This is a genomic window from Ardenticatenales bacterium (assembly GCA_020634515.1).
GTDB lineage: Bacteria > Chloroflexota > Anaerolineae > Promineifilales > Promineifilaceae > JAGVTM01.
This window is the reverse complement of record JACKBL010000001.1, coordinates 1,123,391-1,147,165: the sequence shown is the minus strand read 5'-3', so window position 1 is coordinate 1,147,165 and position 23,775 is coordinate 1,123,391. Positions and strand designations below refer to the sequence as shown.

At 62.1% G+C, this 23,775-nt stretch carries 18 protein-coding genes; 9 read left to right on the top strand and 9 right to left on the bottom strand.

The features are described from left to right. Nucleotides 1–81: 81 nt before the first annotated feature. Nucleotides 82–903, bottom strand: coding sequence for a hypothetical protein (locus tag H6650_04350; GenBank protein ID MCB8951227.1), 822 nt, complete (start codon nucleotides 901–903; stop codon nucleotides 82–84). Between the two features lie 442 nt (nucleotides 904–1,345). Between H6650_04350 and H6650_04345 the strand changes: the two genes are divergently transcribed. Next, nucleotides 1,346–1,684, top strand: coding sequence for an EthD family reductase (locus H6650_04345; protein MCB8951226.1), 339 nt, complete (start codon nucleotides 1,346–1,348; stop codon nucleotides 1,682–1,684). Nucleotides 1,685–1,701: 17 nt separating this feature from the next. Here H6650_04345 and H6650_04340 read toward each other — a convergent pair whose 3' ends face one another. The 3 genes from H6650_04340 to H6650_04330 form a co-directional block, all read right to left on the bottom strand. Further along, nucleotides 1,702–3,105 (bottom strand): hypothetical protein, encoded by a 1,404-nt coding sequence (locus tag H6650_04340; GenBank protein ID MCB8951225.1) that lies wholly within the window; start codon nucleotides 3,103–3,105, stop codon nucleotides 1,702–1,704. Nucleotides 3,106–3,276: 171 nt separating this feature from the next. Next, nucleotides 3,277–4,248 carry a hypothetical protein gene (locus H6650_04335; GenBank protein MCB8951224.1) on the bottom strand — a complete coding sequence of 324 codons (972 nt, stop codon included), beginning with the start codon at nucleotides 4,246–4,248 and terminating at the stop codon, nucleotides 3,277–3,279. 112 nt (nucleotides 4,249–4,360) lie between these two features. Further along, on the bottom strand, nucleotides 4,361–5,470 hold the full coding sequence (locus H6650_04330; GenBank protein ID MCB8951223.1) for a glycosyltransferase family 4 protein: 1,110 nt from the start codon (nucleotides 5,468–5,470) through the stop codon (nucleotides 4,361–4,363). Nucleotides 5,471–5,712: 242 nt separating this feature from the next. Between H6650_04330 and H6650_04325 the strand changes: the two genes are divergently transcribed. From H6650_04325 to H6650_04310, 4 genes are all read left to right on the top strand, one after another. Next, entirely contained in the window at nucleotides 5,713–7,578 is a 1,866-nt protein-coding gene (locus H6650_04325; protein ID MCB8951222.1) for a glycosyltransferase family 39 protein, read from the top strand. 370 nt (nucleotides 7,579–7,948) lie between these two features. Further along, on the top strand, nucleotides 7,949–9,634 hold the full coding sequence (locus H6650_04320; protein ID MCB8951221.1) for a LysM peptidoglycan-binding domain-containing protein: 1,686 nt from the start codon (nucleotides 7,949–7,951) through the stop codon (nucleotides 9,632–9,634). A 70-nt stretch (nucleotides 9,635–9,704) separates the two neighbouring features. Continuing rightward, the gene (locus H6650_04315; protein ID MCB8951220.1) at nucleotides 9,705–11,252 is read left to right on the top strand and encodes a LysM peptidoglycan-binding domain-containing protein; all 1,548 of its coding nucleotides are present in this window, start codon (nucleotides 9,705–9,707) and stop codon (nucleotides 11,250–11,252) included. A 434-nt stretch (nucleotides 11,253–11,686) separates the two neighbouring features. Further along, complete coding sequence (locus H6650_04310; GenBank protein ID MCB8951219.1) at nucleotides 11,687–14,812, top strand: hypothetical protein; 3,126 nt, start codon at nucleotides 11,687–11,689, stop codon at nucleotides 14,810–14,812. 4 nt (nucleotides 14,813–14,816) lie between these two features. On the opposite strand, the gene bcp is transcribed toward H6650_04310, so the two are convergent. The 3 genes from bcp to H6650_04295 form a co-directional block, all read right to left on the bottom strand. Then, on the bottom strand, nucleotides 14,817–15,275 hold the full coding sequence (gene bcp / locus H6650_04305; GenBank protein ID MCB8951218.1) for a thioredoxin-dependent thiol peroxidase: 459 nt from the start codon (nucleotides 15,273–15,275) through the stop codon (nucleotides 14,817–14,819). Nucleotides 15,276–15,441: 166 nt separating this feature from the next. After that, nucleotides 15,442–16,317 (bottom strand): aminotransferase class IV, encoded by an 876-nt coding sequence (locus tag H6650_04300; GenBank protein ID MCB8951217.1) that lies wholly within the window; start codon nucleotides 16,315–16,317, stop codon nucleotides 15,442–15,444. Further along, complete coding sequence (locus H6650_04295) at nucleotides 16,314–17,741, bottom strand: MFS transporter (protein ID MCB8951216.1); 1,428 nt, start codon at nucleotides 17,739–17,741, stop codon at nucleotides 16,314–16,316. Before H6650_04295 ends, H6650_04300 begins: the two co-directional genes overlap by 4 nt. 83 nt (nucleotides 17,742–17,824) lie before the next feature. Here H6650_04295 and H6650_04290 point away from each other — a divergent pair, with 83 nt between their 5' ends. Then, nucleotides 17,825–18,136, top strand: coding sequence for a hypothetical protein (locus H6650_04290; protein ID MCB8951215.1), 312 nt, complete (start codon nucleotides 17,825–17,827; stop codon nucleotides 18,134–18,136). 9 nt (nucleotides 18,137–18,145) lie between these two features. Here the strand turns inward: H6650_04290 and H6650_04285 are convergent, their stop codons facing one another. Continuing rightward, nucleotides 18,146–18,685 carry a tetratricopeptide repeat protein gene (locus H6650_04285; protein ID MCB8951214.1) on the bottom strand — a complete coding sequence of 180 codons (540 nt, stop codon included), beginning with the start codon at nucleotides 18,683–18,685 and terminating at the stop codon, nucleotides 18,146–18,148. Between the two features lie 41 nt (nucleotides 18,686–18,726). Beyond that, nucleotides 18,727–19,389 (bottom strand): helix-turn-helix transcriptional regulator, encoded by a 663-nt coding sequence (locus H6650_04280; protein ID MCB8951213.1) that lies wholly within the window; start codon nucleotides 19,387–19,389, stop codon nucleotides 18,727–18,729. Between the two features lie 559 nt (nucleotides 19,390–19,948). Here H6650_04280 and acsA point away from each other — a divergent pair. From acsA to H6650_04265, 3 genes are read left to right on the top strand one after another with little or no spacing between them, the layout of a single operon-like run. Beyond that, a complete protein-coding gene (gene acsA / locus H6650_04275) occupies nucleotides 19,949–21,706 on the top strand; it encodes an acetate--CoA ligase (protein ID MCB8951212.1) in 1,758 nt (585 codons plus the stop codon). A 17-nt stretch (nucleotides 21,707–21,723) separates the two neighbouring features. Continuing rightward, on the top strand, nucleotides 21,724–22,722 hold the full coding sequence (gene pdhA, locus H6650_04270) for a pyruvate dehydrogenase (acetyl-transferring) E1 component subunit alpha (protein MCB8951211.1): 999 nt from the start codon (nucleotides 21,724–21,726) through the stop codon (nucleotides 22,720–22,722). Then, the gene (locus tag H6650_04265; protein ID MCB8951210.1) at nucleotides 22,719–23,774 is read left to right on the top strand and encodes an alpha-ketoacid dehydrogenase subunit beta; all 1,056 of its coding nucleotides are present in this window, start codon (nucleotides 22,719–22,721) and stop codon (nucleotides 23,772–23,774) included. The genes pdhA and H6650_04265 overlap by 4 nt, the downstream gene beginning before the upstream one ends. The last annotated feature ends 1 nt before the right edge of the window (nucleotide 23,775 follow it).

Below are 23,775 nucleotides of genomic sequence, written 5' to 3'. Positions count from 1 at the left end.
CTTGCAGGGAAAAAGAAAAACCCAGCACCAGGCTGGGTCATTATCGTTAGGGAATGGGTCGCCGACGTGACGGAAAAACCGTTAACGCGAGGTCGCCGCCGCCGTGACAATTAGATTCGATTCCGTCATCAACTGCTCATTCACCCACACTTGCAGTGTGTACTGTCCCGGCTGGAATCCTTCTTCGGGGTTTAGATACACATAACCCGGACCATCCGCCCCATAATTCCACAACTGCGTGCCGCCGCTCACCGGCTGTCCGTTGTGCCGCCACACCCAGGCCCACTCCATGCCATCCGCCATGCCATCATAAGAGAAGGTAGCGTAAATGGTATAGTAGCCTGCTTCGAAAATGCGCGAGGGCAGCACCGGCTCGTAAGCGTCGCTGACTTGCCGGGAAAAAGCAATGCTACCAAGCGTCGTTTTCTCCGTCAATTCGCTTTGGGCTTCGTAGGGGGTGCGGAATTGTGCCGGCAATTCCGCGGGCACAGCGGCCAGGGCATCAATCGTTTGCGCCTCGTCAACCGAAGGGGGTGAAACAAGCGCATTTGCCGCGGCAGGTTGGTCTACTAACGACGCGGCTGCCGCTGGCGAGTCGATCCGCACCACTCGCGGCGCCGCATCGCGCGTCTCCGCCACGCTTTCCGCGGCAAAAACAGGCTTGGTATTGGAGATGATGGCAAACCGGGGGGTTGTATCTTGAACGGGGCTCCACCCATACCAGAAAACGACGGAGGCGAGAAGGGCAAAAACAACGCTGACAGTCGTGTACTGCTGCAATCGGATTTGCGCCTGCCTCCTCATAAAGAAGTAGGGCGACCGCTTCACCTCACGCCATGACTTAAATGTCAGGCTGAGGGAAATTATAATCAGCGACGCCAAGCCACCGAGCAACCACGGCATGCTAGAATCAGCAAAATTCATAGCTATTTATGTAATCCTCTTCCCATAGATCACCGGTGCCATTATAGCAAACGCATTATTACCGGCAAATTTCATACGAATTCCTGACGCCTTCCAAGCGAATTGCCACTGTATTGCCCCCGTATTGTCCCATAAATCCTGTATTTTTCGCGTCACGCCAGGAGTAGGTCGAGTCTCTAACTCGACCTGGCGAAAGACGGAATGCGGCAAAATGAGCATTCGCTAAATCCTGCTGATTTCGTCCCTCTTGTTGGTGCGCCCCACCCATAGGAGCGACGATGAAATAAAGTACGGAATTGCCTCGTCAGTTTGCAGAAACGGTAAGGAAACAACTTCGTTGTCTTGTTTGATTTCCGTTCCATAGGGAACTCGCGGCATTTGTACATAGGCAAAACGCCCGCCCGTCGCTAGAATACCGCCCATGTATAAACTTGTAACCATGTATCGACGTGTTGATGATGAAGAGGCACTGGAAGCGTTTTTTGTGCAGCAGCATTTGCCGCTGGCGGAACAGCTCCCCGGCCTCCTGCGCAGCGAGGTGTGCCGCATTGACGGCAAACCGGGCGGCGAGTCTCGCTTTCACCTCACGTACGCGCTTTATTTCCCTTCTCAGGAGAAATTGTTAATGGCGCTGGCGTCACCTGCCGGCATTTCCCTGTTGCAGGCGCTCTATCCCTGGTTGGAAGCGCGCGTCATCTCCTGGTACTACGGCTCCGCCTGGGGGGACGACCACATCCAGCCTTATGAGGCAGCCGCCTGAGGCGCTGGGTGTGCGGACTAGCCACCGCCGGGCGCAGCAGGCAGGTAGATTTTGTTTTCCAGGGGAGCGAAGTAAACCATGCCGGCATAAACCTCCCCCTCCTGCTCCCCGCCAAACACATAAATGCGCGACTCAATCGCCGCCATGCCAAAGTAACGCCACGCCGTAATCGCTTGCGGGATGTCCACCGACTCCCACGTCGCCGTTTTCGGGTCATACAGCGCCCCCGTTACCGGCCCCGACGCGCCTCCCAAGACATATAACTTATTCACCAGCACCGCCGCTCCCGCTCCGGCGCGCGGCTGCGCCATGTCCGCGCAGGCGGACCAGCTTTCAGCGATAGGATCAAACGTCTCGCAGGAGGCCAACGGTTCTCCTTCCGCCATCCCCCCCACCACGTACAAAATCCCCCGGACGACGCCGCCGGCGGCAAATGCGCGTGCCTGGCGCAATGCCGGCAAAACACGCCAACGATCGCTCCCCGGATCATAAACATAACTATCCGCCAACGTTTCCCCATCATCCTCCCCGCCCAGAAAATAAAGCAACCCGCCATCAGAAAGCAGCAAGCCCCCCATGCTGGGGCGCGGCAAACTGGCCACCGGTCGCCAGGCGTTGTTGGTCGGGCTGTACGCCTCCACCACCGCCGCCGGTTGCCCATCCGCCAATCTTCCTCCGGCCACGTACACCTCTCCACCCAGCACCGCCGCCGCCGCATCCGCGACCGCCGTCGGTTTGGCCGACAACAGCCGCCATTGCCCCGCGCGCGTGTCGTAAAGACGCGCCGTATTCACCACCCCCACCGCCGTCTGCCCGCCAATCTGATACAGGTCTAGCCCCAGCGAGGCCACGGCCATATGCGCCGCGGGTTGCGGCATCGCCGCCACAGCAAACCAGCGCGATTGTCCAATTTCCTGCGCGGGCGCGGGCGTAGGCGTCGGGCTTTGCGTGGGCGCACTGCCGCGCAGCAACCAGCGACCGGCCAGCAACACCGCCGCCAGCACCACCACCGCCAGCCCCCAGCGCCAGGGCACGGCACGGTCCGCCGCCTGACGCACAGGCAGACGCGCCGTCTCCGATGGCGTATCCGCCGCTTGATTGTCATTGTGAATGATAAGGGGGAATGTTTCAGACGACGCTTCCGCGACGTCCTCGTTCTTGCTCTCGTCCGTCGTGGGCGCGGGTGACGACAGGGGCATATCGGGCAGCGTGACCAGCCCCTGCGCCAGCGCCGCGCGCATCGCTTCCGTCCGCGACGAGACACCTAATTTGGCGTAGATGCGGCGTAGATGCACTTTCACCGTGTTCGGGCTGATCGATAAATCTTGCCCGATCTCGCGCGTGGAAGCACCCCGCGCCACCGCGTGCAGCACGTCAAGTTCTCGTTCGCTTAATGGTTCGCCCTGTTCAGCCATCCCCAAGATTATATCATCACAAGGGGCAACGTGTGACGCGCGCGCAGGCACATGGGGAAAATGGCAACAGCGTTCTTATGCCGGCATACGCCTCGACTGCTAACCTTCTCCTCGGCTGAGCTAGTGGAAGCCCCTGTTGCCTTCGACAGGCTCAGGCAATCGAACGCCTACCCGCCATCAAGGCGTGGGGGTAGCCTCAATCGCGGGCGTTTCCGTTGGCTCCAGCGTGGGAGTGGGCGTCGGCGTGGCCTCCTGGCATCCCTGGCGCGCCTCATCCACCTTCTGTGCCAGGTCGCGGCTGTAGGTCTGGTTCAGCGCGTCACGATAATATCGTTCGGCGGGACACCAGTCGAGGGCAACGGCGTATTGGTCCGCGTAAGCAATACGTGCCGTATTCAGTTTTTCACACGCATTTTGGTAAAAAGGCGCCACCAGACACAGATCCGAGAAATAGGCAATAGCCGCATTCCAATCCACTCCGTAAAAGGCAATCCCCCGCAGATACATCTCCGCCCAACTCATCTGGTCGATCACGTCCGTCGCCAGCGCCCCCAATCTTTCCGCCTGCGAAAGATAGGCCAGCCCCAATTCCACCTGCTCCCCATACAACAGTTCCACGCCATAGGCGACGTAAGCATCGTAGAGCAGTTTGTCCGTTTGCAACCGCTGGTAGTTCGGATTGGCCGCCTGGAAATTAATAATGGCGGAGATGGCATCCTGCCACGCTTGCTGCCGCACCAACTGTTGCAGCCGCTCCAGTTCAGACACCGGCTCTGGCGTGGGCGTGATCGTGGGGGTGGGCGTGAGGGTCGGCGTCGGGGAAGGGGTCAGGACAACGTCACGGGCGATGATGGCCTGGTTTTGCAATTCGCGCACGCCGGGGTAGTCCGGTTGCTGCTGCAATATCCATTCCATCCGATGTAGAGCCAGGTCATATCTGCCGGCATTCACATCTTCCCGCGCCAATTCCAACTGCCGCGCCAATTCCGCCGCCATCTCCGTCTCTATCTTCTCCCGTCGCAGCGATTGCCCACTTTGCCAGGCAACATACGCCGTGCCCCCGTAAAGCGCCAACAGCACGCCAATAATCAGCAAAGCGTAACCCAGGCCACGCAGCACCCGCTTCAAACCCGATGGTCTGGTATCCAAATTACGACTACTCCTGTACTCTTGTTGTCAGTTGGTGGTTATTCGACGGTGAACACCGCTCCGCCACCATGGGCAATTGCTCTTCGCGGCAGCACCCACCCGCCCAAGTATATCAGGCGTCGCCCATGATTTCCCTATAAACAGCCACCGTTTGCGCGGCGATCTGGCTCTGCGAATACCGCGCCAGCGCCCGGCGACGCCCCCGCCGCCCCAATTCGTCCCGCCAGGCGGGTTGTTGGATGAGTTGCCGCAAATGCGCGGCCAGTGCTTCCACGTCATCTTCCGCGAAAATCAGGCCGGCATCGCCGATAACGTTGGGGATTTCGCCGCTATCGGACCCCACGACGGCTACCTCGCAGGCCATGGCTTCCACAAGAACGCGGCCAAACTGCTCTTTCCATTGCGGGGTTGTGCGTGATGGCAGAACCAACACATCTAGCTGGCGCAAGTATGCCGGCATTCGCTCCGACGAAATCACTCCATCAAAAAAGACCCGCTCCGCAATCCCCAACGACTGCGCCATCTGCTCCAGCCGTCCCCGCTCCGGGCCATCCCCCGCGATATGCAACCGCCAGATACCCGGCAACGTCGCCGCCGCCTGCAACAGCAAATCCACGCCTTTTGCCGGCACAAGCCGACGGCTGGCCGAACCAATAACAAACCCACGCCCCGGGTCCCGCCGCGCCGGCGGCGTATACAGCGCCGGGGACACCCCAAATTGCGGAATCACGGCGCAGCGGTGGCGATACCCCTTGGCCCGCCACACCTCCACTGACGCGGCATTCCCCATAATGGCGTAATCCACCCACTCCAGCACCTGTTTCTCCAGACGACTGAACGGAAACGGATAATTCTGGTGGATATTTTGCCAGGAAAAAAAGAGACTCTTTACCCCCTGGCGACGCGCTTCCCGAACCGCCAACCACGTCGCCAGATTGTACGGCTCCTCATCCATGTGCAAAATATGCGGACGAAAGGCGCGAATGCGCCGCGGCAAACGTGGATAATAATGGAAGTGATAATGCCCGTTGAAGCGCATGGGATCAACCAGCAAACTGTACCCCTCGGTATGTCCCCGCTCCAACAGAACAGAACCGGCGGGGTCATCCCAACGGGGCGGAACAATAACCTGAAGCTCCACATCGTCACAACGAGCAATTGCTTCCAGCTTAGTCTGGTAGGCCCCCACCAGGCAAGCCTTGGACACCATCAACACACGCATGGGAAAAAACAAACTCCTGAGAAAAGACTGGAGCAGTCCCTAAGACTGCTCCAGTCCGCCAGATATCATGACATCTTCCCGCCGGCGCGCGGGAATGACCTAATGCCAACCCGGTTTGTGAAAGTTGACACAGAATCCTATTTTGCTATACTTGCCCCGATTTGACAACTGCGCATCACAGTACCCCACACCATACATCGTCACACCCGGGCCCATCCCACTTCGGATGGGTTTTTTTACTGTTGGCCATCCTCGTGGGCGCCGCGCTACGACTCTGGCTTCTAAGCAGTGCGCCTCCAGGGCTTTATCGAGATGAAGCATTCAACGGCCTGGATGCCCTGGATGTGCTGAGAGGGCACGTCGCCCTCTTTTTTAGCGCCAACAATGGGCGCGAACCCGCCTACATTTACCTGACAGCACTGAGCACGGCCCTTTTTGGCCGCACCGTGTTCGCCGTGCGCCTGGCAGCGGCGCTCACCGGAACCTTAACAACCTGGATTACCTACAAACTGGCCGCTGCCTGGTTCAGCCAGCGCGTGGGCCTGCTCGCGGCGTGGCTGTGGGCCATCACCCTCTGGCCCATTCACCTCAGCCGCATCGGTCTACGCCCCATCCTGCTCGTCCCCCTGCTGGCGGCAACCCTCTGGATCGGAACATTGGCCTACCGCCAACGCCGGCGGCGGTGGTGGATTATCGCCGGGCTGCTCTACGGCCTCAGCTTCTACACCTATCTCCCCGTCCGCTTCACCCCCCTTCTTTTCCTGCTGCTACTGCTCTACCTGATGCTTAGGCAGCGAGGGAAAGACTGGCGGCAGGCATTGTGGCCGGGACTTGGCTGGTTCACCATCACCACCGCCCTCGTGACCGCGCCGCTGGTCTGGCTGGCGCTGCAAAATCCGGCGCTGGTGCTGGGCCGCATCGGTCAGGTCTCCATCCTCGACCCGGCCATCAACGGCGGCGACCTATGGGGCACGCTCTGGCGACATACCTGGCAGGGGCTGGGCATGTGCTGCTGGCGCGGCGACGTTATTTTGCGCCACAATCCCGCCGGGCGCCCCGTTTTTGATTGGCTCATGTCCGTTCCCTTTCTCGGGGGTGTGGCCTGGTGCGCGCGCCACTGGCGCAGGCCGACGGCGGCGGCGCTGCTGCTGTGGAGCGGCGTCATGCTGGGGCCAACGATCCTGGCGGAGGATACGCCCCATTTCTTACGCGCGGTGGGAGTGCTGCCGGCATTTCTCTTCTTCCCCGCGCTCGGCCTCAACCAACTCGCCGCCTGGCCCCGCCTGCGATACACCCTCATCCCCCTGCTTCTCCTCGGCAGCCTCGCCCTCACCATCCGCGACTACGCCGCCTACACCCGCCAACCAGACACCGCCTACCTTTTTGAGAGCGGTGCACGCGACCTGGCCGAACAAATTAACGCCGACCACCACAGCCAGGTCATCTACCTGGAAAAACGCTTCGCCGACAACTGGCCCTCCATCCGTTTCCTGGTAAACCCCGAGCAACCCGTCGTCGCCTTCGACGCCACCATCCCGCCGCCACCCATCATCGCCGGTTCTGCCGGCCTCTACATCTGGCCCTATCAATCATTGGATTTCCTGCGTCAGACGCTGCCCCCCCCCGCTCTCATTTCGGCGGAAACAGGCAGCCTGGGGCGCGGCGACCTGGAACCAGAACCCTATCCGCTATTTGTTCATTTCCAACGGGAACCCATCCCGCCTCGCGCCGCGCTCACCCGTTTTGGCGACAACATCCACCTGGAGCAGGTCGAAGTCGCCCAAACCGACCCGCTTCATCTGGCCGTCACCCTCACCTGGTCCACCGACGCCCCCATCACCGAGACACTGGTGGCCTTCGTCCACGTAAGCGATGACGGTTTTCTCATTGGGCAGGACGACCAACAGCCCGCGCAAGGGTATTGGCCCACAACCTGGTGGCAACCAGACCTCCTTGTGCGGGATCAACACTTGATCACCCTGGACGAGGCCTACGATCCCGCGCGCCATCCGGTTATCGTTGGCCTGTACAGCGCGGACACCCTCATCAGGCTGCCCGTCTTCACGCCCAATGGCGCGCCCATTGGCGACACATGGCAAATCAAATAACCGGGCTACCGTTACGCCAGGCGCGCATTCTCTAATCTACATCTAATGATTCGCAGGAGAAAGTTGCCCTTGCGTGCAATTCTCGCCAAACTAAACGACCATGCCCCGGCTCATTGGCGCAAATGGCTCACGACAGACCACATTCCGGGAAAAAAGTGTCTTTCCAAACAGGCAACAAACCTTGAGCAGCACCGACGTAGACCCGCGACAACAACCTCACATCTCGAGACCTTTGTAGGCGGCACTCAACCGGAATAATTCCAACAACACACAACCAACTATTTCTCCCACCATTATCCACCACTCACCAACCGTTTTCCTTGAAGGAGTAAACCATATGCGAGAATTTCGTGTCAGCTCTGCAGCGAGGTTGATCTTGAAACCAGGCTTCGTCCTCCTCCTTCTGCTGGGACTGGGCGCGGCGACGCTGTACAACAGCCACACCGTGCAGGCACAGGAGCAAAACTTGCTCGCCAACCCCAGCTTTGAAGGATCCTACAGCTCCTATGTTCCGCCTGGGGGCAATCCCGACTGCCCCGCGGGAATTTGCACAACCGCGCAAACGGCGGCAGGCTGGACACCCTGGTGGTGGATCGTAGCCGGGCGGGATGATACGCTTTATGCCAATCCTGAATTCAAGCCGGCGGAAGCGCGTGATTATGCCTCGCGCGTCCACTCAGGCGACCGCGCTCAACAATACTTCAACTTTGGCCGCATCAACACCGCCGGACTTTTCCAGCAGGTGACGGTTCCCGCCAATGCCAACCTGCGCTTCTCCATCTGGGGCATGGCCTGGTCCACGGGCATCGCCTGGGATGGTCCAAACAGCGACGTTCCGTATTCCGCCGAGCCAACCACGGTGAACATGCGCGTGGGCATTGACCCCACGGGAGGAACGGACCCATTCAGTCCAAACATTGTCTGGTCCGGCACCCTCAACCCGTATGACCAGTATGCGCTGTTGAGCGTGGACGCACGGGCGCAGGGTTCAGTGGTGACGGTGTTCACCTATTCGTCGCCCAGCGAGCCGCGTAAGCACAACGACATTTATTGGGATGACGCGGCGCTGGTTCCCCTGGGGCCGGGCGGCGCGCCAGTGGTGACAAATCCGGGCGGAGGTGGCGGCGCGGCGCCCGCGCCGGCAGCGCCGGTGTCCTTCGTGCTGGCGCCGACAGCCACGCCGGATGCGGAAGGGATTATTTACGCGGAAGTGCCCCCTGGGGGATCGATCTGGTCGGTGGCGGCTAATGCCGGCATCACCCTCGACGAAATCCTGGAATACAACAACCTCTCCAAAGATGACTTCGTTAACGCCGGTCAGCGCCTCATCGTCGGCTATGGCGACCCCAACGGCGCAGCCACCCCCGTGGAAGAAGCATCACCCGAGGCGGAAATTGCCGCCGCCGCCGTCGTCACCGATACCGCGGCGCTGGAACAACCCGCCGCCCCCACGGAAGCGCCCGCCGCGCCGGAAGCCACCCCCACCAGCGAACCTGAAGCCGTCGCCGCACCGGTAGATGCCGGCATCTCCGTCGCCCAACCGGAAACAGCCGGAGCCAGCATCTGCCTGCTCGCCTTCGAAGACACCAACCAGAACGGCCTGCACGACCCCGGCGAATCCCTCCGCGCCAATGTCGCCTTCACCATCTCCAACGGCCAAAAAGTCGTCAGCAACTACGTCACCACCGGCACGGACGAACCCTACTGCCTCCCCGGACTGGCTGATGGCAACTACCAGGTAACGCGCTCGCAGCAGGCGGACGAAATCCTCACCACTCGTGGCGACTGGGGCATCGCCCTCACCGACGGCAGCGTCGTCACCATGGAATTTGGCAGCTACACCAACGCCAACCAGGCCATCGCCAGCGCCGACCAGAACGCCACCAGCGCCGACCTCCAGGCCGCCACCAACAACGTAAGCGCCTCCGTCGTGGAGGCAGAATCCGCGCAAAGCGGGGGCCTCACCAGCGGCATCACCATCGCCGCCGTCGTCCTCGCCGCCCTCCTACTCGTCGTCGTCGTCGGCCTGCTGCTCACAGCGCGCCGCACCAGTTAAGGGTTAGTTCTCTCCAAGATTGGTTCATTCTCCAAGAATGAACCAATCCGCGCCCCCAGGAATGAAAAATATGACCAAACGCCACCTGCCCATGACCGCCAGGCTGCCCCTCTTGCTGCTGGCCTTGCTCAGCCTCGTCCTATTCGCCCGCGCCCATCACTCAGAAGCAGCGCCATTGTTGCAAGCCACCAACCGGGTCACCAACCCCGGATTTGAGCAGCCGTACAACAGCGGCGTCGCCAACGGCTGGGCGCCCTGGCATCAAGACACAGGCAAAACGACGTGCGATACGCGCTATCTGGTCCAACCGAAGTGGTTCAACGAACTAAACCCCAGCATTGTCCTCGAAGGAGGCAGTTCGCAGGGCGTGGGCAACCAGTTTGACACCTGGCGCGGCGGCGTTTTCCAGACCGTCACAGGACTGACAACGGGAGCCACCTACCGCTTCACCGTCTCCGCCCGCCTGTTTGCCTCCAACGAAAACTTTGGCACGGCCCCGGCGGACGGGATTGGCGTGGTGCGCGTGGGTATTGATCCCAACGGCAGCGGCCTCTGGAGTGATGGGGACATCAAATGGAGCAACGTGATTGCGCCCGCCGGCGCATGGCAATCCGTCTCCGTGGAAGCCACGGCCACCGCCGGGCAAATCTCCGTATTCACGGAAGTGGATTACGGCGGGGCCAACAACTGCCGCGCCCATCTCGATTCCTGGGTAGACCGCGCCGAATTGATTGAAGTCAGCGCGGCGGGCGGGCAGCCGCCCGCGCCCGTGCCGGGCAACACCCCCGCGCCCGCGCCCAATCCCGCCCCCGTGGTCATCGTCACCCTCGGCCCCACCCCCACTCCGGATGCCGAAGGGGTGATCTACATGGCGGTTCCGCCCGGCGGCTCGCTGTGGACGGTGGCCGCGCAGGCCGGCATTTCCCTGGACGAACTGCTGGAGTACAATAACCTGACCCGCGACTCGTTCGTGCAGGCAGGGCAGCTCCTCGTCGTTGGCTTCGCCGAACCATCCGGCGGCGAAGCCACGCCCACCGCCGAACCGGAAACCCAGGGCGGCAGCGCCGATGAGCCGGCGCCAGAGGCCACGGCCACAGCAGAGGTTACCCCGACGCCGGCGCCGCCCACGGCTGCTCCCGGCGGGGAGATTTGCGTCAATGCCTTTGGCGACACCAACGGCAACGGGCAGCATGAAACAAGCGAAGGCTTCATGGCGGGCGTGACGTTCACGCTGTCGCAGGGGAGCGATGTTCTGGGACAAGGGGTTTCGCGTGGCGCGGCGGAATCGGTTTGCTTTGAAAACATCCCTGCCGGCAATTACGAGGTCGCCCAGATTTTGCCGGCAAGCCTGGAAGCCACCACCGCCAGCAACCTTAGCCTCGACCTCAGCGTCGGGCAGCAAATTGGCCTGGAATTCGGCAGCCGCGTGCGCCAGGAAACCCCGGCGGAAAACGCCATCGCCGGCGCCGCCACCGAAGCGCCCGCCGCCACCGCCGTGCCCACCGACAGCGGCGGCAGCGGCCTCAGCTTCGGCGCTATCAGCGGCCTGCTGCTGATTGTCGTCGCCGTCCTGGTCCTGGGCGGCCTTATCCTCGTCGTCATGCGCCAGCGCGGATAATGCGCGTGGAAAACCACCTTCCCGGAAGCAAATTTCGGGAAGGTTTCGAAGGCAGAAGGCGGAGAGACGCTTTCTGCCTTTTTTATTAGGGCGACAACGAGATTTCGGGAAGAATCTTCCCGGAAGGTTGACCCCGTTTGCAAAATTGCTTCATACTTGAGTCTGGCGAAATCCACATAGGGTGATCGGAGTCGAGGCTTTAGCCGGGTCACCATAGGGTGATCGGAGTCGAGGCTTTAGCCGGGTCCCCCCCATATGTGGACCGGCTGAAGCCTCGACTCCAAAAACGCCAGAGTCCAGTTCATAAATGCGGCGTTTTGACCTGAAGAGACCTTCCTGGAAGGTTGACCCCGTTTCCAAATTGCTTCATAAATGCGGCGTTTTGATCTGAAAAGACCTTCCAGGAAGATGTGAAGACTGCACGCATGTCCAGCATGAAACTCGTGGTCCAAGACGGCTCCCTACCCGGCATCCGCTTCCGTATGGGTAAGCGTGAGTGGATCATGCCGGCATCATGGCCGGTATTAGGGCTGATCATTCTAGTCGCCGCGCTGCCCCTGGTGCATCCGGGGGCGCTGCTGAACACACGCGGCGGCGGCGACAGCCCCTTTCTCCTGCAACGGGTGCAGCAACTTGCCGCCGCCCTCGCCGACGGTCACTTCCCCGTGCGCTGGATGCCCGACGCCAATTATGGCTACGGCTACCCCTTCTTCAACTTCTACGCGCCGCTGTCCATCTACATTCCCGCCCTGCTCCACCTGCTGGGCTTCAGCCTGACCGGGGCCATCCAATTGGCGCAGATTGCCGGTTTCGCCGCCGCCGCCGGGGGCGTGTATGCACTGGGGCAGCGGTGGTGGGGGCACGAGGGAGCCAGCTTGCTGGCCGCCGCCGCCTACACACTGGCCCCGTTCCATCTGGTCAACGTGTATGTGCGCGGCGACTCGCTGGCGGAATTCTGGGCAATGGCCTGGTATCCGCTGGTGCTGCTGGCGGGGGACAGTCTGGCAGCGGCGGAGGGACGGCAGGTGGGCAGGCAAGCGGCGCTGTTTGGCCTCAGTTATGCGGCGCTCGTCCTCAGCCACAACATCTCCGCACTCATTTTTTCCCCGTTTTTGCTGTTGTACCTGCTGCTGCGCTGGCGGCGCGCGGCGCTGCCGCTGCCACGTTATGGCGGGCGGCTGCTGGTGGGGTTGTTGTTGGGGTTGGGGCTGGCGGCGTGGTTCTGGATGCCGGCACTCGCCGAACAAAACCTGGCGCAACTCGGACCCGTCACCACCGGCTACTTCCACTACAGCGGCCACTTTCGCGGCCTCAACCTGGCGCAGCCCACCTTCCTCTTCAACTACGACGCCGGCGCAGCGGACGGCGGCCCCTTCCGCATGGGACTGGTCCAGACGCTCCTGATCGCAGCCGGGCTGCTCGCCTGGTGGCGGCAAGACCACACCGCCTCATCCCGCCTCCCGCGCCTCTTCGTCACCGGCGGCCTCCTGCTCGCCACCTTCATGATCACCCCCCTCTCCCGCCCCCTCTGGGACCACCTCCCCCTGCTCCCCTTCACCCAATTCCCCTGGCGGTTTCTCTCCGTGCAGGCCCTCATGGGCGCGCTGGCCGCGGGCGGATTGGGCCTCTGGGCGGCGCGGATGGACGGCTGGCGCGGCGGCGGCCTGCTCCTTGCGCTGCTGCTCCTCCTGGGCCTCAGCAGCCTGGGCGCGCTAAACCCCGATTTCCTCCATCTGCGCGACAACGACATCACGCCGGCGCGGCTGGCGGAATACGAGTGGTTCACGGGCAACATCGGCAGCACCGTCAGCGCCGAGTACCTGCCCCCCGGCGTGCAGCCGCGCCCCTACACCAGCCCGTGGCTCAACGAAGGGCAACGGGACGCCGCGCGCGTCATCAGCGGAGAGGCCACGGCACAGCTCACCACGCGCCGCGCCACCCGGCAGCAGTGGACAATCACCGTGGCCGGCAGCGCGGCCACCGTGCGCCTGCCCACGCTCTATTGGCCGGGCTGGCAGGCGCGGCTAGACGAACAGCCCATTCCGCTGACCGGAGCGGCCGGCTCTGGCCTGATGCAGATCACGGCCCCCGGAGGCACGCACACGTTGGCGTTGACGCTGCGGCGCACCCCTGTGCGGCGGGCGGCGGAGGCGCTTTCGCTGGCGGCGCTACTGCTGACGCTCTGGCTCCCGCGAGGCTATGCGAAGAGGATTGAGCGGCGATGGGCGTTGGCCGCTGTCGGCGGCGTGGCAGTCCTGGCCGTGGCGCTGCGCGTCTGGCCGTCCCCCTCCGCCTCGGCGGACAACCTCACCTGGGATTTCGCGCAGATGGGGTATTTGCATCATGACGAGGCGGGCGTCCCCTTCAACAATGGCGCCGTTTTGCGCGCCTATGCGTACAGCGCGGAGACCATTGCCGCGGGCGAGAGCCTGACCGTCCGCCTCGATTGGCAAACGGGCGCGGATGCCGCCAGCACGGATGCTGCCGCCACGCTCGCGCTCTATTCGCCCGCCGTCAACCGCCTGGCGGAGGGGCTGGCGGAACCGGTGGCGGCGCAGACGCAGCCGGCCACGTCGGGCACGGTGGCGTATGCGCTGACCGTGCCTGACGATGCGCCCGCCGGTTTATTCGTGCCGCGCCTGACGTTTGCCGGCATTTCCCCCCTGCTCCCATCCGGCCAAACACGCGGCGATCTTTTCCTGCGCCCGGTGCGCGTGGTTGCCGCCGCGACGGAGAATGCGCCGCCGACCAACGCGACCCTGTCGTTGCGCCTGAATGAGGCTGCCGTCATCGGGCCAACGGTGCGGCTGCATCTGGCCTGGTGGACGCCGCAACCGCTGCCGGGGAACCCCAAGGTGTCGCTGCGGTGGGTGGGACCGGATGGGGCGCTGCTGGAACAGTTTGATACGGAGCCGGGGTATGGATTTTTGCCGGGCGGCGGCTGGGCGGCAGGGGCGTGGGTGAATGATTGGCTGGCGCTGGCGCTGCCGGCATCGCCTCTCCCCCACGCTATCCTGACCGCGCAGCTATACGATGCCGGCACGGGCGAAGTCCTGCTCACGCGCCGCCTGGGGGAACTGGTCACGCAAGCGGACGGCGCGCCCATTTTCCGCCCCACGCAGCCCGTCTACACCCTGCCCACGGACGTGACGCCGCTGGCGGCTGATTTTGGCGGGGTGATTCGCCTGCGCGGTTACACGCTGGCGCAAACGGCGGAACGGCTAGAAGTGACGCTGTACTGGGAGGGGCTGCGGGCGGGGGAGCGGGATTATTACCATTTTGTGCATCTGCTGGACACGCAAACGGGGGAGATTATGGTGCAGGATGATGCGATGCCGCGGCGGAACAGTTACCCGACGAGCCAATGGTCGGCGGGGGAGATTGTGGCGGATGGGGTGACGCTGGATCTAACGGGGGTGGCGGTGGGGCGTTATGAGTTGGCGTTGGGGTTGTATGGGAAGGTGGATGGCGGGGAGGTGAGAATGCCGGCATTGGACGCCACCCAACATCCCCTCCCCGACGACCGCCTCATTCTCCCCGTCACCATCACCGTGCCCTAGCCGATCAGCCGGCCACCTGCTTTACCGCGCGCGCCACGCTGTCCTTCGGGCTGACCTTGAACTGGACATCTTCCAAAAAGCCGTCGGCATCCACCACAAAATGGCTACGAATGATGCCCATGTACTTGCGCCCATACAGGCTCTTTTCCCCCCAGACGCCATAAGCCTCCGCGGCGGCATGGTCGGGGTCCGACAGCAGATGGTAGGGCAAATTCTCCTTTTGCCGCCACTTCGCCAGCGCCGGCGGCGCGTCCGGACTGACGCCCAACACAACCGCGCCCGCCTCACTGATTTGCGGGAAGCGGTCGCGGAAACCACACGCCTGCGTGGTGCAGCCAGAAGTGCCCGCTTTGGGGTAGAAGAACAGGATCACGCGCCGTCCGCGCAAGTCGGACAGCTTTACGGGCGTGTTTTCATCGGAAGTAAGCTCGAAATCAGGAGCAGGATCGCCTATTTTTAACATGGCAGTGTTCCTCGAGAATAGTGGACAGTGGATAGTGGTCAGTGGATAGAATAGTGGACAATGGATAGTGGTCAGAAGCGCCGTCCGTCAACTATCGTCAAGATAAACCTGCGTCATCTGCGCAATCTGTGACTATTTCCATTCATTGTAGCACGCCCCTCATACCTCATACCTCATACCTCATCCCCGCGGGGCGAATGTGCGCTTGCACATATTCCTGATACGCAGTCCACAGCCGCTGTGTGAGAGGGCCGGGGCGGCCAGCGCCCACGGGGAGGCCGTCAATCGCCACGACGGGCACGACGCCGCGAGACGAACTGGTGATGAAGGCTTCGTCCAGGCGGGCGATGTCGTCGATATGGATGGGCGTCAGGGATAGGGGGAGGTGTAATGCCGGCACTAACGCCAACAAAATCCGGCGCGTAATTCCCTCCAGAACGCCCGCCCCCGCCGTGTACACCATGCCATCACGCACCGCGTAGAAATTGCTGCTGCTCCCCTCCAGAATCTCCGCCGCCTCGTTCACCAGAAGATGCTCATACGCCTCTGGGTGTCCCAGAGGATAGGGGCGGCGCGCCAGCACAAAGCCGGCCGCTTTCACCAGCGGCGTCTCCCGCTTCAAGCGGGGCGCAAGCTGCACGCGCACGCCCTCCTCATAGCAGGCGGCGGGCACGGGCGTGAACGGCGTCAGCGCAATGAGGAGGCGACTGTCGCTGCCCAGCGGCGTGGCCGGCGCGGCCAGCACATCAAAACGCACGCGGGCGTCCGGCAGTGGATACGCCGCACAGACCTGGTGCAGTGCCCGGCACAATGCCATGCGGTCCAGAATATAATCCCAGCCCAGCAGCCGCATGGACTGCTCCGTGCGGTCCAGATGGTAATCAAGATGCAGGAATTTGTTGTGCGCGAAGGTGCGTAAAGCGGAATAGACGCCCAGGTCGAGGACATCGAAGGCGTCGTGAATGGATGTCGCGCCGGGCGGCCAGGGAAGTGGCCGCGGACCGGTGGCAGTCACGGCGAAAAGTTGAAGATCGTTCATCATTCTTGCGCAGCCGGGGGCGGATCGTCCGCGCCGCGGCGTTGGGCCAGTTGCTGGCGAATTTGCAGGTGCGCCTGACGGTTGAGCGGGTAGCGCCAGGCCATGACAATGGCAAAGACGAGGCAAATTGCGGGAATGACGCTGACGAGGAGCCGCAGCGCCAGCAGCGCCGCCGCCGGCTGCGCCGTGACTATCAGGCCATCCTGGCCGGCAATGAAGCCCGCCGCTTCCAGCACCAATCCTACCAACAGGATTGATCCCGTGCCCGTGAGCTTGCGGAGAAAAACGAGGTAGCCAAAGTAGACGCCCTCGCGCCGCTGCCCCGTCGCCAGTTCGTCTGCTTCGATGACATCGGCGACGATGGCCCAGGGAACGGCGTTGGCCGCGCCATAACCAATTCCGGCGAACAGGGCGGCGACCAGAATTGTCTTTTGCCCGCCGGGGGGGACCTGGCTGATGATGCCCAGGACGATCACCCAGACGAAGGCGCAGCCGATGTACGTGAGCCGCTTACCATACCGGTGCATCAATTTCACGACCAGGGGCATGGTGATGAGCGCCAACATGAGCATGACACCGAGGACGATACTATCAAATCCCGCCGCCACACGCACGTAAAACACAAGAAACCAGACGAATACGGCGGCGACGACGTCCACGGCGGCAAAACTCGCCAGGTAGATCATAGCCGCGTAGCGGAATGGGACGTTGGCGTATACTTCGCGGGCGGTGCGCAGGAGGTTGGCGGAGCCGAAAACGGGGGGCGTCTCCGGCTCTTTGATGGCGGCGAACAGCAGCAGCGGGGGGATGGCCAGGGTGACGCCCCAGACCGCGCCCGCCGTGGCGTAGCCCGCGCGCAGGCTGCCGCCAAACCAGGAAGCAAAGAGGGTTTCGGCCAGGAGTTTGAAGCCGGCTGCCGTGACCAGGGCGGCGAAGATGGACACGCCCATGCGCCACCCGGCCAGGGTGCTGCGTTCGTCGTAGTCTGGGGTGAGGGCGGGCGCGAGGGCGGAGTAGGGCACGTTGATAAGCGTGTAGAGGGTGTCAAAGAGGATGTAGATGAGGCCGTAATAGGCGGCGCGCGCGCCCAGGCTGGGGATGGGGGGCGTGCTGAAGAGGAAGAAGAAGCAGAGGCCAAAGGGGATGGCGGTGAAGAGGAGGAAGGGGCGGCGGCGTCCCCAGCGGGTGTGGACACGGTCGCTAAGGATGCCGATGAGGGGGTCGTTGATGGCGTCCCATAGTTTGCCGACGGCGACGACGATGCTGGCGACGCCCACGTCTACGCCGACGATGTTGGCAAGGAAGAAGAGCCAGAAGAGGTTGCGGGCGGTGGTGGCGGCGGAAGTGCCCCAGTCGCCTAGTCCATAAAGGAATTTGATGCGCCGGGGCAAGGGGGGTGTGGCAAGGGAGGGGGTGAGGGTGGACATGCCGGCATTTTACCCCATCGGGAACCATTTGCCCCCTGCCGCCGTCTTTTTAACATCAACCCTTTCACCAACGGAGGCGAGACATGCTCACAACGTATATGGCAATGTGGTCCATTGTGATGATCGGGGCTATCGCCCTGTGGCGTCTACGTCATCCGGGGCAACTGTTGCTCATTTCCCTGGTGTCTTTGCTTGTGCTGCTGCTTTCGCAAACCTTATTCTGGCAGCTTTCGCGGAGTGCCGGCATTTCCCCCACCACCTCCCTACCCGACCTCGCTATCTATCTCCAGCACGGCCCCGTCGCCTGGCTGGCTCTCCTCGTCATGCCCTGCGGCTGGCTGGGTCCCATCCTCGGCCTCAGCCTGGTGGAAAAAAGTCGGCGTCTGGCGGAATAAACCGGGATGCTACCCCGACCACATGCCCAGCGCCAGGCGCAGCAACGCCCGCAGCAGCCAGCCGCCCACACCCAGGCGCGGGCGCAGTGACAAACTTTGCTCCATCAGCGTCATGGCCGACAGCCAGCGCCCCCGGCGCACGTGGTGCAGGCTCAGCGCCCACAATACCCGGCTCTGTCGCTCCCGATCCCCGGCCCGCGCCAGCAACGCCGATGCCTCGCTGTAATTGATTGCTGCTTGTTCTTGTTGTTTGATGCCGGCATAAACATCCCCCAGATTCGCCAGGGCCACACCCTGCCCCGCCCCATCCCCCAACCGCGCAAAGCCCGCCGCTGCGTCTTCCAGGGCCGCGATGGCCGCGGACCCGTTGCGCTGCAGGCGATAGACCACGCCCAGGTCGTTGAGCGTTTCGCACCAATCGGCGGAATCCGCCGCGTAAGCGGCAGCCGCCGCCCGTAGCTGCTCCGCCGCCGCCGCGTACTGTCTCTGCCGGAACAAGCGTAGCCCCGCCGCGCGCAGCCCGTCGGGCGTCACTTCATTAACACCCATTCACCCACTCCCCCAAGCATGAACCCATCTGAAAAGCGCCATTAGAAAGTGATGTCCAGAATACCTTCGGCAATCTGGCGCAGGCGGTGGACGTCCAGGTCGGCCAGGCGCATGGCGGTTTCAATGTAGCTGCGGTTGATGGGTTCAACAACGAATGCGCGCATGGATGCCGGCAAATCCGCAAACCGCTGCCGCATCTTCTGTTCCGCCTCATGCTCCGCCAGCGGCCCCCGCTGCTGGTCCATGAAATAATCCAGCGGCACGCCCAAATACTTCCCCATCCGCTCCAACGTTAGAAGCGGGATCGGCGTTTCTCCCAATTCATACGCCGCCACCTGCCCGGCATCCCCCTTAATCTCTTGTGCGACTTCCTCCAGCGAGCGCCCCGCCTGCACTCGCGCCTGTCGCAGCAGTCCCCCAATAACGCTGCGCCGCAACTGCTGCAATTCGTCATAATCGACCTGTCTTGGCCGCCCCATGGTCTCGGTTCCCCAAAAGTGCGCCATGGGCACCTGCAAATACATTGCCAGCACTTCCAGGTCAGGCAATGACAACACGTGCGTCCCTTTTTCCGCCGCGGCAAATGTCGCGGGGCTGATATTTAAAGTGCCGGCACAATCCGCCACGGACCGCCCCGCAAAAAGACGGGCATCCCTTATCAAAAGTCCCAATATCTTGGCGCGCGTTTTGTCGAGTTCATTCATATGGGCCTCTTTTCGGCAGGGGAATCAAACAAGGCAATAAGATTGATGCTTGAGAAGCAGGCGTGCATCACAGCGGACACAGAATAGATGCGATCTTAGCATAAAAAACAGGTGTGACAATAACCGACACGTCCTATCCCTTTGTGACAAATATCACGCATGACAGATGACAACCGCGACTATCGCCCGCCCGCGCAGCCCACTATAGTGTCATTAGGATGTCCGGATTGCTTCCCCGGTTATGCCGGCATCCTCACCACAACCAGGGAATCAGCCACAGCCCTCACACGATTCCGCTAACGCAAACTGGCGGGGCAAAAGCCAACCAAAAATCATCCCTCCCCGCACCCAACCTGCTTCCCCACCAGTCTCACAGCCCTCATGGGGGATGCGTCATCCACGCCCACAATAAGAGCCGATCGCATCCGCCACCGTCCTGGCTCCATCTACCGGCGTGGCCTGGAAAACGCCACCAACCTCATCCAGGCCATTCACGCCTTCATACCGTTTCTCGACCCGAATCCCCGTCGAGAAAACATCACGGAGGGAACGGAACACCATGGAGTGGCAACCAATCAACAAAACCAACATCGGCTGGCCTGTCCAGCCCAATCTCCTCAACTACGAGGAAACGAAAGCAACCTTCTCCTGGGACACCATCCGCGAGGAACTGCCGCCCACCAACAGCGCCGGTTTAAACATCGCCCACATCGCCGTTGACCGTCACGCCAACGGGCCACGCCGCGACCATGTCGCCCTGCGCTGGCTGGGCAAAGATGGCGACATCCAATCATTCACCTACGCCGACCTCAAAGCGCAAAGCAATCGCTTCGCCAACGTCCTGCGCCAGTTGGGCATCGGCGCGGGCGAGCGCGTCGTCGTCCTTGCCGGACGCATCCCCGCCCTTTATATCACCGCCCTGGGCACATGGAAAAACCGCGGCGTCTTTTGCCCCCTCTTCTCCGCCTTTGGTCCCGAACCCATCTTACAGCGGATGCAGCGCGGCGACGCCCGCATCCTGGTCACAACCCAGTGGCAGTTCGCGCGCAAGATCGCTTTGCACCGAGAAGAACTGCCGCACCTGCAATACATCTTCCTGGCGGACGTTGACGAAGACATCGACGAAACGGTGCTGTCCTTGCCAAAATGGATGTCCCAGGCGGACGACAACTTCACCATCCCCCTCACCGACCCGGAGGACATGGCCATCCTCCATTTCACCAGCGGTACGACGGGCATGCCCAAAGGCGCCATTCACGTCCATAACGCCATTTACATCCATTACATGACGGCAAAATACGTGCTGGACCTGCATCCCGACGACATCTACTGGTGCACGGCAGACCCCGGCTGGGTCACGGGCACGTCCTACGGCATCATCGCCCCACTCATCCACGGCGTCACCAACATCGTGGACGAAGCGGAATTCGACGCCCTCCGTTGGTATCAGATTCTGCAAGATCAGGGCGTTACGGTCTGGTACACCGCACCCACGGCTATTCGCCGCCTCATGCGCCTGCCGGACATGCAGCCGCGCCAGGCATATGACCTCAGCCGCCTGCGCCTGGTCCACAGCGTGGGCGAACCCCTAAACCCGGAGGCCGTCGTCTGGGGCGAGGAAGCCCTGGGGCTGCCCATTCACGACAACTGGTGGCAAACGGAAACAGGCGGCATCATGATCGCCAACTACGCATCCATGCCCATTCGCCCCGGCTCCATGGGGCGACCACTGCCCGGCATCGAAGCGGCCATTGTGCGCCGCCTGGACAGCAACCGCGTGGAAATTATTGACCGACCGCGCGTTGATGGCGACCTGGCGCTGAAGCCTGGTTGGCCGTCCATGTTCCGTGGCTACCTGCACGACGAGGAACGGTATCAAAAATGCTTCGTGGATGGCTGGTACATCACGGGCGACCTGGCCATGAAAGATGAAGATGGTTACTTCTGGTTTGTTGGGCGGGCGGACGACATCATTAAGACGGCGGGCCACATGGTAGGTCCATTCGAAGTGGAAAGCGCGCTGATCGAACATCCCGCCGTGGCCGAAGCCGGCGTCATTGGCAAACCCAACCCCGTCATCGGGGAACTGGTGAAGGCTTTTGTCTCCCTGAAGCCAGGATACCAGCCCAGCGAAGAACTACGCCGGGAACTGTTGGGGTTTGCCCGCACGCATCTCGGCTCTGCCGTCGCGCCTAAAGAAATCGAATTCCAGGACAATCTGCCCAAGACACGCAGTGGCAAGATCATGCGACGGTTGTTGAAGGCGCGTGAGCTAGGACTGCCGGAGGGCGATATTTCCACATTGGAGGCGGACTGATGATTAAGGAACCAACCATGTCAACGACACCGGAGGCGGTCCCGCTGGTGGACCGCACCCATGGACAATTCTTGCTGCGAGAAATGCTGCGCATTCGTCGCCTGGAAGAGAAATCGGCGGAGTTGTACAGCAGCATGAAAATACGCGGATTCCTACACCTGTACATTGGCGAGGAAGCGGTCGCCGTGGGCGTCGCCCAGGCGCTTTCGCCCGCGGATGCGATCATCGCCACGTATCGGGAGCATGGGCAGGCATTGGCGCGCGGCATGAGCATGGAAGCCATCCTGGCGGAAATGTATGGGAAGGTGGAAGGCTGCGCGCGTGGGCGCGGCGGCTCAATGCACCTGTTCGACAAGACGCTGCGCTTCTTTGGCGGCAACGCCATTGTGGGCGGCGGGTTGCCGCTGGCCATTGGCGTGGCGCTGGCAGACAAGATGCAAGATCGGCCTAACGTTACCTGCTGCTTCTTTGGCGATGGCGCGGCGGCGGAAGGGGAGTTCCACGAGTCGCTCAACCTGGCGGCGTTGTGGCATCTGCCGGTGCTGTTTGTTTGCGAAAACAATCAGTACGCAATGGGCACGGCGCTGCGTTACTCCCACGCGGAAACCAACCTTTCGCGCAAGGCGGCTGTTTATCCCATGGATGCCACCCCCGTGAACGGCATGGACGTGCTGGAAGTGGAGTCCATGGCCAGGCAGGCCGTAGAACGCATCCGCGCGGGCCAGGGTCCGCAGTTTCTGGAATGTCACACCTATCGTTTTCGCGCGCACTCCATGTTCGACGCCGAATTGTATCGAGAGAAAGAAGAGGTGGAGATGTGGAAGCAGCGCGACCCCATTGAGCGGTTGGCGCATCATTTGCGGCAGCACGAACTGCTGACAGATGAGGAATGGCGCGAAATGGCGGCGCAGGTAGAACAGGAACTGGATGCCGCTGTCGCTTTTGCCGAGGCGGGGAGTTGGGAACCTGTTTCCGAACTGACGCGCTTCGTTTACTCTGATGGGAGGGTCGCATGAACGGTGCAGTCACTTACACAAAGACCAATGGACACGCGCAAGAGACGCGCACCGCGCCCCCGCGCGCGGCGCAAACGCGCACGATCACCTACCGCGAAGCGGTGCGGGAGGCGATTCGGGAGGCGATGCTGCGGGACGAGCGCGTGTTTTTGATGGGGGAGGATGTGGGGCGTTATGGCGGCTGCTTTGCCGTGAGCAAAGGGCTGCTGCAAGAGTTTGGTCCGGAACGCATTCGAGACACACCGCTCTCCGAGTCAGCCTTCACGGGGGCGGGAATTGGCGCGGCCATGAACGGGATGCGCCCCATTGTGGAGATTATGACCGTCAATTTTAGCCTGTTGGCGGCGGACCAGATTTTGAACAACGCGGCTACCCTGCTCCATATGTCCGGCGGGCAGTTCAACGTGCCGGTGGTGATTCGCATGGCGACGGGGGGCAGCAAGCAGTTGGCGGCGCAGCATTCGCACAGTCTGGAAGGCTGGTATGCCCATATTCCGGGGCTGCGCGTGGTGACGCCGGCAACGATTGAGGATGCGCGGGGGATGTTGTGGTCGGCATTGCAAGACCCCGATCCGGTGCTGATCTTCGAGAACTCCTCGCTGTACAACGTGAAAGGGGAATTGCCGGCAGGCGACGTGGTGGTCGATATTGATCACGCCCGCGTGCGGCGCGCCGGACAGGACCTGACCCTGATCACGTATGGCATTGGCCTCTACAAGTGCCTGGATGCGGCGGACCGGCTGGCGGAGCAGGGCATTGAGGTGGAGGTTATTGATCTGCGCACGCTACGCCCGCTGGATGATGAAACGTATCTGCAATCGGTGGCGAAGACGCATCGTGCCTTGATTGTGGACGAGGGGTGGCGCAGCGGCGGCATTTCCGCGGAATTGAGCGCCCGGATCATGGAGAACGCTTTTTATGAGTTGGACATGCCGGTGGCGCGCATCTGCGGCGTGGAAGTGCCGATGCCCTATCCGCGCCATCTGGAAGAGGTGGCGGTTCCGCGGGTGGACGAGATTGTGCGGACCGCGCAGCACATGGTGGTGGGATAGG

Coding starts and splice junctions, on each gene's coding strand:
- H6650_04350 (MCB8951227.1), bottom strand. CDS start 903: ATGCCGTGGTTGCTCGGTGGCTTGGCGTCGCTGATTATAATTTCCCTC.
- H6650_04345 (MCB8951226.1), top strand. CDS start 1,346: ATGTATAAACTTGTAACCATGTATCGACGTGTTGATGATGAAGAGGCA.
- H6650_04330 (MCB8951223.1), bottom strand. CDS start 5,470: ATGCGTGTGTTGATGGTGTCCAAGGCTTGCCTGGTGGGGGCCTACCAG.
- H6650_04315 (MCB8951220.1), top strand. CDS start 9,705: ATGACCAAACGCCACCTGCCCATGACCGCCAGGCTGCCCCTCTTGCTG.
- H6650_04310 (MCB8951219.1), top strand. CDS start 11,687: ATGAAACTCGTGGTCCAAGACGGCTCCCTACCCGGCATCCGCTTCCGT.
- bcp (MCB8951218.1), bottom strand. CDS start 15,275: ATGTTAAAAATAGGCGATCCTGCTCCTGATTTCGAGCTTACTTCCGAT.
- H6650_04300 (MCB8951217.1), bottom strand. CDS start 16,317: ATGATGAACGATCTTCAACTTTTCGCCGTGACTGCCACCGGTCCGCGG.
- H6650_04295 (MCB8951216.1), bottom strand. CDS start 17,741: ATGTCCACCCTCACCCCCTCCCTTGCCACACCCCCCTTGCCCCGGCGC.
- H6650_04290 (MCB8951215.1), top strand. CDS start 17,825: ATGCTCACAACGTATATGGCAATGTGGTCCATTGTGATGATCGGGGCT.
- H6650_04285 (MCB8951214.1), bottom strand. CDS start 18,685: ATGGGTGTTAATGAAGTGACGCCCGACGGGCTGCGCGCGGCGGGGCTA.
- H6650_04280 (MCB8951213.1), bottom strand. CDS start 19,389: ATGAATGAACTCGACAAAACGCGCGCCAAGATATTGGGACTTTTGATA.
- acsA (MCB8951212.1), top strand. CDS start 19,949: ATGGAGTGGCAACCAATCAACAAAACCAACATCGGCTGGCCTGTCCAG.
- pdhA (MCB8951211.1), top strand. CDS start 21,724: ATGTCAACGACACCGGAGGCGGTCCCGCTGGTGGACCGCACCCATGGA.
- H6650_04265 (MCB8951210.1), top strand. CDS start 22,719: ATGAACGGTGCAGTCACTTACACAAAGACCAATGGACACGCGCAAGAG.